Source organism: Neorhizobium sp. T7_12 (assembly GCF_002968535.1).
Lineage (GTDB): Bacteria > Pseudomonadota > Alphaproteobacteria > Rhizobiales > Rhizobiaceae > Neorhizobium > Neorhizobium tomejilense.
The window spans coordinates 96404-111826 of sequence record NZ_PVBK01000018.1 but is presented as its reverse complement, the minus strand read 5'-3'; the positions used below and the strand labels follow the sequence as shown (position 1 = coordinate 111826).

Below are 15423 nucleotides of genomic sequence, written 5' to 3'. Positions count from 1 at the left end.
ATTTACGCACGGTCTTTTGCCGCAGGCAAAAACCTTATAACGCGGGGTGGAGCAGCCCGGTAGCTCGTCAGGCTCATAACCTGAAGGCCGCAGGTTCAAATCCTGCCCCCGCAACCAAATTCCAAAACTCACCCCATACATAACAAAGCCCCCTCGTGGAGCGCTTTGCGTTCTAAACTCCAAAAAAGCAGCCTACAAGGCAAATGCTCGCCCATTAAATTCCGCCAACTATGTCGTGGGGCCGTTGGTTCAGATCCCTTCAAGAGCAACAGATGGCAAAATAAGGGCGGGAAAGGCTACTCGTTGGGGTCTCGACGATTGACTGGAGAGGGGCCGGAAGCCGTCACGCCCCTGCGATCGTAGCCTCAGCCGGAAGCTTTCAGCTCACGATTGAGGCTTGCCACCGTCTTCCAAGGCGGCCATGGCAATGGCCTGCCTGCGGGCGTCGCGGTAGCGGGAAAACTGCGTGTCGGCGATCACGCCGGCAAGGATGACGCTGCCCATGACGGCGAAATTCAGGGAAGAGGGGATGCCCAGGAGATTGACGAGGTTTTGCAGGACCTGAAGCAGGATCACGCCCAGCACCACGCCGATGATCGATCCCTCGCCGCCCCGCAAAGAGAAGCCACCGAGGACCGCAGCGGCTATGCCGTACAGCTCGTAAAAATTGCCATGGGAGGAAGGCTGGACGGAGCGGGTATACATGGCGAAAAACACCGCCGAAATGCCCGTCAGGAAAGCGCAAAGCACATAGGCCTGGATGATGACCCTGGTGGTGTCGATACCTGAAAAACTCGCCGCCTCGGGATTTTTGCCGACGGCAAAAAGATGCCGGCCGAGCACGGTCCGGTGCAGGAGAAACCAGGCGGCAACAGCTACCAGCAGGAACGCGACGACGGAATGCGGCACGCCGGCTGTGCGGCCCGCGATCAGATATTCCAGCATCGGAAAGTCGGACCCGAAGGTGAAGCCGGCTGTGCCATCCCTGGTGTAGAAGCGCGCGATGCCGCGATAGATCAAAAGCCCGCAGAGCGTGACGACGAAAGGCTGAAGCTTGAGGCGGGTTATCAGCCAGCCGTGCAGAAGGCCGATGGTGACTGACAGCACCAGCACGATTGCAAGTGCGACTGGCCAAGGAACGCCGAGGCTGGCGATTAGATCGACAAAAATGACGCCAATCAACGCGATCACCGAGCCGATGGACAGTTCGATGCCCGCCGTGACGATGACGAAGGCCTCGGCAATGGAGAACAGCCCGAAGAGGCCGATCAGGTTTGCCGTGTTGGCCAGGTTGATCGGCGACAGGAACCGTGGATTCATCACGGCGACGATTGCTCCGACGGTCATCACAAGCGTGGCTAATCCGATATCTTTTTTATGCATGCTACGGAGTCCCTATTCCACGGCCAGTTGGAGAATGGCCTCCTCGGTCAGTTGATCGCGCGCAAGCGTACCGGCGATGCGACCGCGGCACATGACGGCGACCCGATCGGATATCCCGATCACCTCTTCCATGTCCGACGAGATCATCAGCAGCGCTACGCCATCAGCGGCGAGCGCCTGCATCAGGCGGTAGACTTCCGCTTTAGCGCCGACATCGATACCGCGTGTGGGCTCGTCCAGAATGATGATCCTCGGCTTCATTGCTAGCCATTTGGCCAAGACCACCTTCTGCTGGTTGCCACCGGACATTTCTGCCGCCGCGCGACCAAGGCCTGCCGTCTTGATGTTCAGTTTGTGCCGCGATGCCTCAGCCAGGGCGGTCTCGGCGCCTATATCGACAAATCCTAGTCGCGACAGCGCGGCATGGCTCGGCATGGCGATGTTCTCGGTGATCGAGAAATCGAGAAAAAGGCCTTCCGCCTTGCGATCCTCCGGCACCAGGCAGAGGCCGGCGGCGATGGCGGCTGGAACGGAATGGCCGAAGAGCCGCTGGCCCTTGATCTCCAGCACGCCCCCTTCGATGCGGTCTATGCCAAAAAGCGCGCGGGCAAGCTCCGTACGCCCCGCACCGACCAGGCCCGTCAGGCACAGGATCTCGCCCGCGCGCAGGCAAAGGTCGAGCGGATGCTGCGGATAGGCCTTTGTGCGCAGTCCCTTCAATTCCAGCACCGGCCTGCCGGGGTCATGCTCTGCCTTTTCATAGAACTGGCCGACATCGCGGCCGATCATCAACCGGATCATGGCGTCCTTGGTGATCTCGCCGCAACCGAGGGCTCCGGCATTGCGGCCGTCACGCAGCACCACGACGCGGCTCGCCACCTCCTCGATTTCAGCCAGGCGGTGGGTGATGAACAGCACCGCCACGCCGTCGGCGCTCAACTGCCTGATTACGTCAAGAAGACGCTTGGTCTCGGACAGGGTCAGGCTGGACGTGGGTTCGTCGAGAATGAGCAGGCGCGGATCGATCGAAAGCGCGCGGGCGATTTCAAGCAATTGCTGGTCGGCCAGGGACAGGCCGGAGACAGCGTCATTCGGACCGAAACGAGTATCCAGCCTGGCGAGGATCGGCGCGACCTTGCGCTCCATGGCGGCCTGGTCGAGAAAGCCGAACATCCCGCGCCTGATCTCGCGCCCCAGAAGCACGTTTGCCGTCACATCAAGATTGGAAAACGGATTGAGTTCCTGGTGGACAAGGGCGATGCCGCGCTCATGCACGCGCGCTGATGTCAGCGATGTCACTTCCTCGCCATCGATGACGATGTGGCCCTCGTCCGGCGCGATGGCGCCGCTTAGCACTTTCATCAGCGTGGATTTTCCCGCACCGTTTTCTCCAACCAGGCCGACCACCTCGCCGCCGCGAATGCTCAGCGAGACATTGTTGAGGGCGATTGCTCCCGGATAGACCTTGGTAATCCCCAGAAGGTCGAGCGATATGTCTTTTTGCCGATAGGCCGTCATCGAAACTCCCGGATGGCAGAAACGGATAGGTGCTGCACGAACCACGGGAGTTCGTGCAGCAGGGACCTTTTTGGAGACGGCTTCTATTTCCCCACGCGCGCCTTCAATTCGGCGGCGAAGGCATCGACATTGCCCTTGTCGATCTTTTTGGTCGGCACGATGATCAGGCCGTTTGCCGGTACCTGCGACTTGTCGCCCTTCAGGTAGGCGGCCATCAGCTTCATGCCCTGGTATCCCCATTGGTAGGGATCCTGGACCACGGTTCCGGCGAATTTGCCTTCCCTCACCGCGCCGAGCGTGACGGGATCTTCGTCGAAGGCGATGACCTGGATTTTTCCCAGCTTGCCGGCCGCCTGCAGCGCTTCGTAGATCTTGGGCGGATTATAGGAATAGAAGCCGACCATGCAGGTGATGTCAGGGTTGGCGGCCAGCACGTCATCGACATTCGACCGGGCGCGGGCGAAATCGACATCGTCGCCACGCACATCGACCAGCTCTATGCCGGATCCTTTAACCGCCTTGCGGAAGCCTGCGATCCGTTCGACGGCATTGTCGGCCCCCAAGAAGCCGACGAAGCCCATGCATTTTCCGCCCTTGGGCATGGCCGCCCGGGCGATCTCGCCGGCCTGGACCCCGGCATCCGTATTGGACGAACCGAGATAGGCGATGCGCTTGCTGGCGGGCGCATCGCTATCGGTGGTGAACAGCGGCACCTGGGCCGCGATCCTGTTGAAGGCGCCGATCGAGTTTTTCGGATCGGCCGACGAGATCATGATCGCATCCGCCCCGGCGGCGACCAGGTCGTCCATCAGGGCATTCTGCAGGGCGGCGGTCCCCTGGGCCGGGTAACGGAACTGCAGGTCGTAACCAGGCAATTCAGCCTGGGCCGCCTTCACGCCAGCCTCAGCCAGTTTCCAGAAATCGGACGCGGCGTTGACGACAAAGGCGAGCGCCGGCTTGTCCTCGGCAAGTGACGGACTGGCGGCAAGCACCAGGCCTGCGGCAAGCATCAGCGAATTGAGACGTTTCATGTTGTTCCTCCCCGCGACCCATTCCTCAAAGGTCGCGCTAAACACAGTTTCACATCTGGTGGCTAAGTAATATTATTACTAATAACGTGCATCCTGCCAAAGGGGCCGGGAGACGAACCGGCACCTCCCTGGCAGGGATCCGCACTAGTTCTTGGCGCAGAAACCCGGATCGTCGAGGTTGCAGACGTCAAGGCCGGTAAACAGCGGATCGGCCACTTTCTCGCCCTTGATCAGCTTGATCATGACGTCAGGCGCCTTGTAGCCCATCTCGAAGGGGCGCTGGCCGACCTGCGAATGGCTGCGACCTTCGCGGAAGGCCTTGGTCTGCGGCGGCAGCGTGTCGCCGGCGATGATGATCAACTCCTTGCTCTTGAGCTTGGGCATCACCTGGTCCGTGACCTGCGCATAGGCCTGCGGGGCAAACTGCGCCCAGCCGCCGACAAGGATGAAGGCGTCCAGTGTGGGATTTGCAGTGAACACATCCGACATCTGCTGGTTAGCAAGGTCTGCCTGGTCGTTGGTGTAAACCGGGCACCCTCCGATTTCCTTCCAACCGCCCTGTCCGGTCAGGCGATCGATGTTCTTGGCGCCGCCGATGGTGTCGCGGAAGCCCTGGGCGCGGGCATTGATATTGGCGGCGGCCACGTTGCCGAGTTGCAGGCAGACCGACCCGCCCTTCGGCTTCAGCTTCATGGTCTGCTCGGCCATCTTCACGCCCATCAGGTAGTTGTCGGTGCCCAGATAGGTCTTGCGCAGAGCATGGTCCTTCTCGAGAAAGTCCGCATCGACAGTCATGACCGGAACGGACGGGGCGATGGCCTTGATGCGGGTCGCCATGGCCGGCGCGTTCGAGGGCGAAATGGCGATGGCCGCAACGCCTTTCGTCAGCAGGTCATCGACGATCTGGACCTCGCCGGCCTCGTCCGCCGATGAGGCCGGGCCGGTATAGAGGCATTCATATTCGCTACTCGCATTCTCCGACTTCCACTTCTTGCAGCCGAGATTGATCTGCTCGAAGAACGGATTGTCGAGACCCTTGACGACGATCGCCAAGGTCTTCTTGCCTTGCGCTGCGGCCGGCGCCGCAGCAAGCGCCGCAACTGCCATGGCCGCCATTGCCAATATATTGATTTTCATTTTCTTTCCTCCTCCTCTTACACCGATCGAGGCCTCATGCCTCAGCCGGGATACCAGACAATGCGCGGGTCGTTGTCCGCGCGCTCGTAGCGCCATGCGCGATCGATCATCTGCTCGAGATCGACCTGCGGTGCCCAGCCAAGCAGCATTCTTGCTTTGGAATTATCGAGCCAGTTGCTGTGAAACGGGGTGTCGATCTCGATCGGCCGTAATCCATGCCGCGCCGCCAAACGGGCGCCGAGATCGCCGTAATCCACTGGCTGGTCCATTGAAATGTTGAAGAGCTGGCCGTTGGTGCGCGGGTTGTCGATAGCAGCCAGGATCGCGCCGACCAGATCGTCGACATGGACGAAATTGCGCTTGAGGTAGCCGCCACCGGCATCGCGCATGACGGGCGCATAGCCGCCCTTGCGGCACTGTTCGAGCGCCTCTGCGTCGATCAGTTCCGCCCAGCTTGGACCGCCGAACTGGTCGTCGCCCAGGGCAAGCGCGAAGCGGAAGTCATCCTTTTCCATGATCCAGGGCGCCCGCAGGGTCGTCCAATTCACCCCATACTGGATGCCGAACTGCTCCAGCATCACCTCCTCCAGGGTCTTGGTCAGGGCATAGCAGCCCTTGTATGCACGGCGCGTCGAGGTTTCCGTGATCGGCTCATCGTAGCGCTGGAAGATATGGCCCACGGTGCAATCGCCGCTGAGAAGGATGAACTGCCGGGCGGTATCGGATTTGCGGAACGCGTCGAGCAGCAGGAAAAGGCCCTTCAGCGCGACATCGAAGATCTGTTCCGGCGTCTCCTTGACGGCGGCCATGTGGATCACATGGCTTACGCCCTGCAAGGCCCCGGCGACCACGGCGGGATCCGACATGGAACCGGCGACGACGGACAGGCGGTCTGCAGGCATGACGGTCCTGTTGTTGCAAAGCGCCACCACCTCCCAATCCGCGAAACGGAGATCAGACAGGAACGCCGGCAGGAAAGCCTGCCCTACCTTCCCCGTGCCGCCTGTAACCAGCAGTTTCATGTCGCACTCCCCTGCAACATTTTTTGCATGAGGGATTTTGTTTACTAATAATATTAAGTCAAGTAATTAGTTATTAAATGCGCAAAACGGGAACGCCGGCGGGCAAAGAGCGGCCTGCCGGCGCGCCAGGAAACCATCGCGGGGAGGGAGAACCACGTGTCGCGACTTGTCTTTTCAGGAATTTCGAAAAACTTTGGGGCGATCCAGGCACTCAGCGACGTGTCGCTGTCCATCGAACCGGGAGAAGTGCTGGGACTGATGGGTGACAACGGCGCGGGCAAGTCCACGCTGGCCAAGATCATCGCCGGCAATTTCCGCCCGTCTACCGGCGAAATCAGCATCGATGGAATTTCCGTCGTCTTTCACAAGCCGATCGATGCGCAGCGCGAGGGGGTGGAGATGGTCTATCAGGACCTCGCGCTCGCCGACAATCTCTCGGCCGCCTCAAACGTCTTCTTGGGCAGGGAGCCGCTGCGCCGGTTCGGACCGATCCGATACATCGATTACAAGCGGATGAACACGGTCTCTGCCGAGCTGTTCAAGCAGCTCAAGTCCGAAACCCGCCCGCGGCAGCTCGTGCGGCGCATGTCCGGGGGGCAGCGCCAGGCGGTCGCGATCGCCCGCACACTGCTGTCGGAACCGAAGATCGTGATGATGGACGAACCGACGGCGGCCATCTCGGTACGCCAGGTGGCCGAAGTGCTCGACCTGATCCGCCGCCTGCGCGACCGCGGCATCAGCGTGATCCTGATCAGCCATCGGATGCCGGACATCTTCAGCGTGTCCGACAATATCGCCGTCCTGCGCCGCGGGCGCTTGGTCTGCCGAAAACCGGTGGGCGCCTCGTCGCCCGAGGAAGTGACCGGACTGATCACCGGCGCCATCGACGCCGCCTAGGAGAAAAATAGCCATGACGACACTCGACGACATCATCAACAATTCCCGGCACGACAGCTGGTTTGCCCGACTGAAGAACCTGCAGGTCTTTTGGGTCTTCATAGCGGCCGTGCTGGCATGCCTGGCCCTGTCGCTGATGACCGATGCGTTCACCAGCGACCGCAATCTCTTCAATGTCGCCCGAAATTTCGCCTTCGTGGCGGTCATTGCCATCGGCATGACGGCCGTGATCGCATCGGGCGGCATCGACCTGTCCGTCGGCTCGAGCGTGGTGCTGAGCGCCATGGTGATAAGTGTGGCCATGGCCAGCGGCATGGGCTTCTGGCTGTCTGCCGGTCTTGCGTTGGGTGCCGCCCTGCTGATCGGCCTGTTCAACGGGATCCTGATTGCCTATGCCGGTATGCCGGCCTTTGTCGTGACGCTCGGGAGCCTGTCGGCCGCCCGGTCCCTGGCGATGGTGCTTTCGGACAACAAGATGATCTGGGAGTTCGGTCCCGATCACGACCTGCTGCTGTGGATCGGCGGCGGCTCGACACTCGGGCTTCCCCATCCACTATATGTGCTGTGCGTGCTGGCCGTGGTCATGTCGCTGGTGTTTCGCTGGACAAGGTGGGGTCAGCATCTTTTCGCCATCGGCGGCAACGAGAATGCAGCTGTGCTGGCCGGCATTCCGGTGCGGCGGCTGAAAGTCAGCATCTATATGTTCTCGGCCATGACCGCCGGGCTGGCCGGCATCCTGATGGCCGGCTGGCTGGGAAGCGTCACGACCAATCTCGGACAGGGAATGGAACTGACCGTGATTGCCGCCGCCGTGATCGGCGGCGCCAATCTGGCGGGCGGGGAGGGCAATGCGCTTGGCGCGGTGGTTGGCGCATTGTTGATAGAGGTGATTCGCAACTCCCTGATCCTGTTGGGCATCTCGACTTTCTGGCAAGGAATGTTCATAGGTACGTTCATAATCGTTGCTGTGGCATTCGACCGATTCCGGAATATGCGGAGATAGGTGGAAAACTTTGCGGTGTTGTGGCGAGCGACATGGAGAACGCCTTGAAACCAACCATGATGGATGTCGCGGCGCGAGCAAGTGTGTCACAGGCAACCGTTTCCCTGATCCTCAACGGCAGTGCCGGCGCCCGCTTCAGCGAAGCCACGCGCAAGAAGGTGATGGATGCGGTTCAGGAGCTCGGCTACAGGCTCCCCAACAGGTCGCCGTCGGGCGACCTGTCCGACAACAGGGTCATCTGCTTCATCACGGACGAGCTGACAACCGATCCCTGGATGGCGCTCGCTTTCGAGGGCGCGCGGGAAAAGGCGCTCGAATTCGGCATCATCGTCACGCTCGGCATTTTTCGCGCGGGCGAGGACCCCGAGGAGGACGTGTTTTCGCTGTGCCAGCAGCAGCCCTTGATGGGCTATATCTTCGGCACCATCCTGACCCGCAAGATCGACCCGCCGGCGGCCCTGTTCACCGTGCCTTCCGTGCTGGTCAATTGCTACGACCAGGACAGGCGACTGCCCTCCATCGTGCCGGGAGACGTCGCCGGTGGCCGCGCCGCCACGGAGCGGCTGATCCGTGCCGGCCGCAGCCGGGTCGCCTTGATCAACGGCCAGGAGGGTCTCGACAATCCGCGTGACCGGTTGCGTGGCTACAAGCAGGCGCTGGCCAGCAACGACTTCACCTTCGACCCGCAACTGGTGCGCTATGGAAATTGGGAGCCGTCATCAGGCTATAGCGAAACCCATCTCCTGATGGATCTGCCCAATCCCCCCGACGCCATCTTCTGCGCCAACGATCTGATGGCGCTGGGGTGCGTCGAGGCGCTCAAGGAGCGGGGAAAGTCCGTCCCGAAGGACGTCTCCGTGATCGGGTTCGACAATCGCGACATCGCCCAGTTCATCCGTCCGCCGCTGACGACACTGCACCTGCCGCTGTTCGAGATGGGCGCCATGGCGGTGGAAATGATCCACGACATCGCCGGCGGCCTGAAAAGCAGCCATGACCAGCTGAAGGTCGAATGCGCCCTCGTCGAGCGTGAATCCGTGTAATCGATCGCGGGATACAGCACGATTTAGAGGATGCTTTTACTGCCGGACGCTTGCAAGAAACTGCTGAAACCTAGGTGACTTCGGAGACTGAAAAAGCTCCGCGGGAGAGCCTTCTTCTTCCACGGCTCCCTTGTGAAGAAAAACAACTTTATTCGAGACGTCGCGGGCGAACGCCATTTCATGGGTGACGACCAGCATCGTTCGTCCCTCCTCGGCCAGCGATCGCATGACCTTGAGGACCTCTCCGACCAGCTCCGGATCAAGCGCCGACGTCGGCTCGTCAAACAGCATAACCTTCGGGCGCTGGGCGAGTGCGCGGGCAATTGCAGCACGCTGCTGTTGCCCCAGCCACCATCGTGAACTGGGAGGCGTAGCCTCGGATGCTTGGCGGCAAAGCGCACGCCTTCACGCCACCTGAACCGCAGCCGTACCCCGAAGGTGCTGTCCGAGGTGAGGTATTTGATGACTGCGTAGGCAGAATTTTGAGGCATATGCCGAATTCATGATCAGTTAATGATCTGAAAATACAGGTAACTTCGAAAAATGCGCTATAAAAATATCAGTTGACATATTACAGGAGATACTGGAGGCTCGCCGTGATTATCGAATAGGGCTGTGATGAAAATTCTTGTTCTCAATCCGAACAGTTCGGCGAAGGTGACCGAGGCAATCGCATCGAGCATTGCGCCGTTGCAGGCGGTGACGGCGCACACGATCGTATGCGATCGCCTTCCCGATGCGCCGATCGGCATCGAGACGGATGAGGATGTGGCGCTTGTCGCGCCTATGGTCGTCGACGCGATCGCTGCAAGCGATGCGGATGCCTTCGTCGTAGCCTGCTTTTCTGATCCGGGTGTTGCTGCGTCGCGAGCGGCGACGAGCCGACCGGTGGTCGGCATCGCGGAGGCTGCATACTATGCTGCACTGCAACTCGCACCGCGCTTCGGCGTCGTCTCGCTTGGAGCTTCTTCGGTTGCTCGCCATGCGGCCCATATCGAACGGCTGGGCCTGACTGCGCGTCTTGCAGCCGACAGGGCTGTCAACATGTCCGTGGCGGAAGCGAACGACCTGAGCCTGGCCGGCGCGTCGGTCGCGCGCACTGCCAAGGTCATGGCGGAAACGGATGGTGCCGGTGTCGTGATCCTCGGCTGTGCCGGCATGGGCGGTCATCGTCCCGTGCTGCAACAGGAGTTGGGCGTGCCGGTCGTCGATCCCGTTCAGGCGGCCGTTGCGGCCGCGATCAACGCGCTCGATCTCCAATATTTCGCTAGGGGATGATCCGATGGAGCTTGTCGTCAAGGGTCGCGTTGTGGTGCCGGATGGCATCCTGGAAAACGGCTGGGTCGCGATCTCCGGCGGTCGCATAGCCGCTGTCGGAACGGGCGAGGCGCCTGCAGCCGCGCGCATCGACGACCGTGGGAATGCGCTTATCCTCCCCGGTGTGGTGGATGGCCAAACCCATGCGACAAGCTACAAGGGCCTCCCCGGCATCGCCGACACCACGCGCTCGGCGATCGCAGGAGGGGTCACCACGTTGGTCGACATGCCATATGACAATCCGGAACCGCTTGATCGGCCGGGGCGTCTGGATGCCAAGATCGCAGCGATCGCAGCGTATTCTCATGCCGACATGGCGCTTTATGGAACGGCGACCCGTGAGACGGGCACGGCCAACTTGGTGGCGCTGATCGAAGGCGGCGTTGTCGCCTTCAAAATCTCGTCGTTCGAGAGCAATCCCGTGCGCTTCCCGCGGATCGGCGAGGACCTCGCGCTCGACCTGATGGAGTCGCTGGCTTCGACGCGCATTCCGCTCGGGCTGCACAACGAGGATCAGGAGATCGTCATGGCCCGCATAGCGCAGGCGAAGGCGGCTGGCCGCAACGGGATCGTTGCGCACGCACAGGCACGGCCGGAGGCGGCCGAACTGGCGGCGACCGGCCAGTTCCTGGCTCTCGGCCTTGCAAGCGGCGCGCATGTCCATCCGGTCCATCTGACGACGGAAGCGGGCTTTCGCCTGACCGGAGCGGTCGCCGGACTTGGTGCTGCGGCAACAGGCGAGCTTTGCGTTCACTATCTCTGGCTGGATGCCGCGCGCGACGGCGATCGGCTCGGGGCTCGGATGAAGGTGAACCCGCCCATCCGTTCGGCTGCGATCGATGGCTTGTGGCAGTCGATTTCCGACGACCTCGTGGCATTCGTTTCCTCCGATCATTCGAGCTGGCCGATCGACAACAAGCTGACCGACTCGATCTTCGATGCAGGTGCTGGCGTTCCTGGCCTCGAGACACTCTTCCCGGCGTTCTTCACGGCTGCCGAAGCGCGTGGCTTCGACGCTGCGCGCCTCAGTGCCGAATATCTGGCTGAGCGTCCCGCCCGCTTCTTCGGCATCGACGACCGCAAGGGTGCGATCGCCGTCGGCCGCGATGCCGACCTGGTCGCGCTCGAACAGGGGGCGTTCGTCTGGGACGAGGCGGCCTCCCATGACGGCCTGAACTGGAGCCCCTTCCACGGCGAGACCTTCACGGTCCGCGTGGCGGCAAGCTGGCTGCGCGGGCAGCTCGTCTGGGACGGCAAGAACATTCTCAACAGCCCCGGCAGCGGAGAATTCGTACCGCGCGCCACCGCCGGCTGGTATGCGACCGAAAAGGACTGACGATGGCGCTTCTTGACGAAAAGGCGCGCGGCGTCTTCGTGATCTCGGTCACGCCGTTCCAGGATGACGGATCGCTCGATCTGGATAGCCTCGACCGCGTGACGGACTTCTACCTGGAGGCAGGTGCCGATGGTCTGACCGTTCTCGGCATGATGGGCGAAGCGCCCAAGCTGACGGGCGCCGAGTCCCGGAAAGTCATCCAACGCGTCATCGCACGGGCGCAGGGTAGGCCGATCGTGGTCGGCGTCTCGTCGCCCGGTCTTGCGGCCCTGGCCGAAGTCAGCCACGAGGCGATGGCACAGGGTGCCGCCGGTGTGATGATCGCGCCGCCGATGAGCCTGCGCACGGACGCGCAGATCCTGAACTACTACCGGCAGGCCTGTGGTTTCCTGGGCGGGGACGTGCCGGTCGTCCTTCAGGACTTTCCGCTGGCGACGACAGTGCAGATCAGCGACGAGCTGCTCGGGCGCCTGATCGACGACCTGCCGCAGATCGTCATGCTCAAGCACGAGGACTGGCCGGGCCTGTCGAAAATCTCCAAGCTTCGCGATGCGGAAAAGAAGGGTCGACGGCGCATTTCCGTGCTTTGCGGCAATGGTGGCGTTTTCCTCCCCGAAGAGGTCGCGCGCGGCGCCGATGGCGCCATGACCGGCTTCGGTTTCCCGGAAATGCTGGTGCAGGTCACTGATCTGGCGGGTCGCGGCGAGATGGATCGTGCTCAGGACCTCTTCGATGCCTACCTGCCGCTCGTCCGTTACGAGCAGCAGCCCGGCGTCGGGCTTGCCGTTCGCAAATACGTGCTGGCCAAGCGTGGCGCGATTGCCTCGGCCGCGCAACGCCAGCCCGGCGCGCAACTGGATGCGCTGGCGCAGACCGAAGTGGGGCGGCTGCTTCGCCGCCAGGAGAAGCGCCTCGCGGAGCTGGGCTGATGGATTACGGATTTACCGGACGCAATCCGCCGGTTCCGGGTGCAAGCCGCCGCTTTGGCGCGGTGCGCAATACGTGGAAATAAATCAGTAAGTAAAATCGAACCAACAAAAAGGGGAATGACATGATGAAAAAAACACTGTGCCTTGCTTTCCTTGCCATGATGGCGACCTCCGCGCTGGCGGAACCGACTCTCACCAAGGGAAAGATCTCGTTTGCCGCAGATTTCGCCGCGGCTCCGAACCAGTTCATCCGCACCGATGGCCAGAAGGACGGCCTCAATGTGGACATGTGCGGTGAGATCGGAAAACGCCTCGGGCAGGAAGTCGAGTGGACCAACCTTGCGTTTCCCGGCCTGGTCCCCGGCCTCCAGGCAAAGCGCTTCGACAGCCTCTGCACCGCGATCTTCATTAACCCGGATCGTCTGAAGATCATGAACATGATCGCATACGTCCAGTGGGGCGAGGGCCTGATGGTGCCGAAGGGCAATCCGGGCGGCATTTCGTGCGAAGGCAAGATCGGCGTGCCCGCCAGCTACAATGCCTGCTTCGATGGCCTGGCCGGCAAGGTTGTTTCGGTCGCCGCCGGCGGCACGACCAACAAGAACCTGCAGGCGCAGAGCGACCGCATGGTCGCCGCCGGAAAGAAGGCGATCGACATCCGCGCCTTTGATTCCAACTCGGAAGCCATCCAGGCGGCCGTGACCAAGCAGGTCGATGCGGCCTACCTGAACGACCCGCAGGCAGCCTATTACATCTCCACCAGCAAGGCGCCCTTCGACATGGCATTCACCGGCAACGCGGCCAACCGCCTTGCGATCACGACGCTGAAGGACAATACCGAGCTGGCGAACATGATCGTCAAGGCGCTCGAAGCGATGCGCGCGGACGGCACCTACAACAAGATCGTCGAGAAATGGGGCGTGGCTCCGGTCGATGCATTCGTCCTCAACCCGCAGTGATCTGATATAGGTTGACGATGCAGTTCTCGGTCGAGACATTCCTGCATTATCTGGCCCAGCCACGGTTTGCCACCGTGGCTGGCGTCACCCTGCTGGTCGCGATCGCGGCGCAGGCGATCGGAACCGTAATCGGGTTGATCCTGGCGCTGTGTGCCCTGTCGCGGCACAGGGTCTTGCGGATATTCTCAGGGACCTGGGTCTGGCTTTGGCGTGGCACGCCGCCGCTGGTCCAGCTTTTCCTTCTCTATTTCGGCTTGCCCCAGCTCGGCATCCGGCTCGGGGTGCTGGAGGCGGGGTTGATCGGTCTCGGTTGCTACTCGGGCGCCTACATGTCCGAGATCATACGCGGTGCATTGCGGAGCGTGCCCCCCGATCAGATGCAGGCCGCCCGGGCCATGGGCATGAGCTGGCTTGCCGCCATGCTGCACGTTATCCTGCCGCAATCGGTGCGGTTGATCCTGCCGCCGTTCGGCAACGAATTTTCCTCGATGATGCGCACCACATCGCTTCTTTCGGTCATTTCCTTCAGCGAGCTTCTGCGCGTCACGCGAACCGCCATCAACGAAACCTACGCTGTGGTCGAACTCTATGCGGTCGCCGCTTTCTGGTACCTGCTGATGTATTCCGCCTGGATCATCGTGCAGAGCCAGCTCGAACGTTACGCCGCAGCCGGCAGCGTCAAACGAAACATGACCAACGCCGCGACCCCGGCGGCGAAAGGTTGAGACACTCGTATTCCGGAGAAACTGAATGAAGACCGCTGTTCTGTTCGGCGTCGGCGCCATGGGCGGGCGACTGCTGCGCGTACTCGAATCCGACTATCCTTCCGTCGAGATCGTCGCGGCCGTGGACGCCGATGCCGCGAAGATCGGCCGCACGCTGGCCGACGTCACGGGCTACCAGCGTTTCGGCAGCGTAAAGATTGTCGGCGATCTCGCTTCGGCGCTCGCCGGAATTTCAGAGAAGCCGGGCGTGCTGGTGCATATGACGGAGTCCAAGCCTCACCTTATCAAGGAGCAACTGCTTGATGCCCTGAATGCAGGCCTCAATGTGGTGTCGGCTGCCGAATCCATGTTCTATCCCGGCCTTCGCTATGGCGAGTTTGCTGAAGCGCTGGACAGCGCGGCGCGGGCCAACGGCGTGTCGATCACCGGCACCGGCATCAATCCCGGTTTTTCGTACGATGTGCTTCCGCTGGTTCTGGCGCGCGGTACCAGCGCCGTGAAGCGCCTGACCATCCATCGCTGCATCGACGTCACCGGCACGGGGCCGGGGGATATCGAGCATGTCGGATACGGCCTGACGCCCGAGGAGTTCAACCGCCGCATCGCAAATGGCCGCGTCGAGGGTCACATGGGTGCGCCGGAATCGCTGATCCGCATCGCAGATGCCCTCAATCTGGAGATCGACGAGATCACCGAGGCCTGGGATCTCGAGACGGCCGATTTCGAGGTCGACAGCGGCGACCCGACGCTCGGCATCCTGCCGCCCGGCCGTGTCATCGGCATCACCCAGCGTGCCCGGGCGCTACATCAGGGCAGGGAGGTGCTCAGCACCTCGCTTGCAATGTATTACCAGCCGGAAAAATTCAATCTCGTCGAAGAAGACCGGATCGAGATCGATGGCGCGATGCCTGTCAAAATGTCGATCAAACCTGCCATGCAGTCGCTGTTCGGTGCGGCCAATATCATGGCCAATACGATCGTGCCGCTGGCCGAGGCCGGGCCTGGTCTCGTGTCGCCGCTGGATCTGCCTACGGGCGGCACTGTGCGCGGCGTTTCGCGCTACGCGGTGGATCCGTCGCGCCAGACAAGGCCCGGTTACCTGCCGGTTATGAGAAGGGTCTGA

The 15423-nt window shown here is 61.7% G+C and carries 14 protein-coding genes, 1 tRNA gene and 1 pseudogene; 10 read left to right on the top strand and 6 right to left on the bottom strand.

What is annotated here, in order from left to right; translation table 11 throughout:
- Positions 1–40: 40 nt before the first annotated feature.
- A tRNA-Met gene (locus tag C5J26_RS26765) sits at positions 41–117 on the top strand.
- 267 nt (positions 118–384) lie between these two features.
- On the opposite strand, the gene C5J26_RS26760 is transcribed toward C5J26_RS26765, so the two are convergent.
- The 5 genes from C5J26_RS26760 to C5J26_RS26740 form a co-directional block, all read right to left on the bottom strand.
- Positions 385–1383: an ABC transporter permease gene (locus C5J26_RS26760; protein ID WP_105404525.1), complete on the bottom strand. Its 999-nt coding sequence runs from the start codon at positions 1381–1383 to the stop codon at positions 385–387.
- A gap of 12 nt (positions 1384–1395) precedes the next feature.
- Positions 1396–2901 carry a sugar ABC transporter ATP-binding protein gene (locus C5J26_RS26755; RefSeq protein ID WP_105404524.1) on the bottom strand — a complete coding sequence of 502 codons (1506 nt, stop codon included), beginning with the start codon at positions 2899–2901 and terminating at the stop codon, positions 1396–1398.
- Between the two features lie 83 nt (positions 2902–2984).
- On the bottom strand, positions 2985–3932 hold the full coding sequence (locus C5J26_RS26750) for a sugar-binding protein (protein WP_046669330.1): 948 nt from the start codon (positions 3930–3932) through the stop codon (positions 2985–2987).
- 144 nt (positions 3933–4076) lie between these two features.
- Positions 4077–5069, bottom strand: a complete 993-nt coding sequence (locus C5J26_RS26745; protein ID WP_046669331.1) for a substrate-binding domain-containing protein — start codon at positions 5067–5069, stop codon at positions 4077–4079.
- Positions 5070–5110: 41 nt separating this feature from the next.
- A complete protein-coding gene (locus C5J26_RS26740; protein WP_105404523.1) occupies positions 5111–6091 on the bottom strand; it encodes an NAD(P)-dependent oxidoreductase in 981 nt (326 codons plus the stop codon).
- Positions 6092–6310: 219 nt separating this feature from the next.
- Between C5J26_RS26740 and C5J26_RS26735 the strand changes: the two genes are divergently transcribed.
- The 3 genes from C5J26_RS26735 to C5J26_RS26725 are packed head-to-tail and all read left to right on the top strand — an operon-like array spanning position 6311 to position 9034.
- On the top strand, positions 6311–6988 hold the full coding sequence (locus C5J26_RS26735) for an ATP-binding cassette domain-containing protein (RefSeq protein WP_206051229.1): 678 nt from the start codon (positions 6311–6313) through the stop codon (positions 6986–6988).
- Positions 6989–7001: 13 nt separating this feature from the next.
- Positions 7002–7991, top strand: coding sequence for an ABC transporter permease (locus tag C5J26_RS26730; RefSeq protein WP_038547039.1), 990 nt, complete (start codon positions 7002–7004; stop codon positions 7989–7991).
- 44 nt (positions 7992–8035) lie between these two features.
- Positions 8036–9034 carry a LacI family DNA-binding transcriptional regulator gene (locus C5J26_RS26725; RefSeq protein WP_245441285.1) on the top strand — a complete coding sequence of 333 codons (999 nt, stop codon included), beginning with the start codon at positions 8036–8038 and terminating at the stop codon, positions 9032–9034.
- Positions 9035–9070: 36 nt separating this feature from the next.
- Here the strand turns inward: C5J26_RS26725 and C5J26_RS26720 are convergent.
- Positions 9071–9379: pseudogene (locus C5J26_RS26720) on the bottom strand (ATP-binding cassette domain-containing protein); the annotation flags it as partial.
- 273 nt (positions 9380–9652) lie between these two features.
- Between C5J26_RS26720 and C5J26_RS26715 the strand changes: the two are divergent.
- The 6 genes from C5J26_RS26715 (at position 9653) to C5J26_RS26690 (ending at position 15423) form a co-directional block, all read left to right on the top strand.
- Positions 9653–10312, top strand: a complete 660-nt coding sequence (locus C5J26_RS26715) for an aspartate/glutamate racemase family protein (protein ID WP_105404521.1) — start codon at positions 9653–9655, stop codon at positions 10310–10312.
- A gap of 4 nt (positions 10313–10316) precedes the next feature.
- Positions 10317–11687 carry a dihydroorotase family protein gene (locus C5J26_RS26710; protein ID WP_105404520.1) on the top strand — a complete coding sequence of 457 codons (1371 nt, stop codon included), beginning with the start codon at positions 10317–10319 and terminating at the stop codon, positions 11685–11687.
- Positions 11688–11689: 2 nt separating this feature from the next.
- Positions 11690–12616 carry a dihydrodipicolinate synthase family protein gene (locus C5J26_RS26705; RefSeq protein WP_105404519.1) on the top strand — a complete coding sequence of 309 codons (927 nt, stop codon included), beginning with the start codon at positions 11690–11692 and terminating at the stop codon, positions 12614–12616.
- Positions 12617–12738: 122 nt separating this feature from the next.
- Entirely contained in the window at positions 12739–13575 is an 837-nt protein-coding gene (locus tag C5J26_RS26700) for an ABC transporter substrate-binding protein (protein ID WP_105404518.1), read from the top strand.
- Positions 13576–13592: 17 nt separating this feature from the next.
- A complete protein-coding gene (locus tag C5J26_RS26695; RefSeq protein ID WP_105404517.1) occupies positions 13593–14300 on the top strand; it encodes an amino acid ABC transporter permease in 708 nt (235 codons plus the stop codon).
- A 25-nt stretch (positions 14301–14325) separates the two neighbouring features.
- Positions 14326–15423, top strand: a complete 1098-nt coding sequence (locus tag C5J26_RS26690) for a hypothetical protein (protein WP_105404516.1) — start codon at positions 14326–14328, stop codon at positions 15421–15423.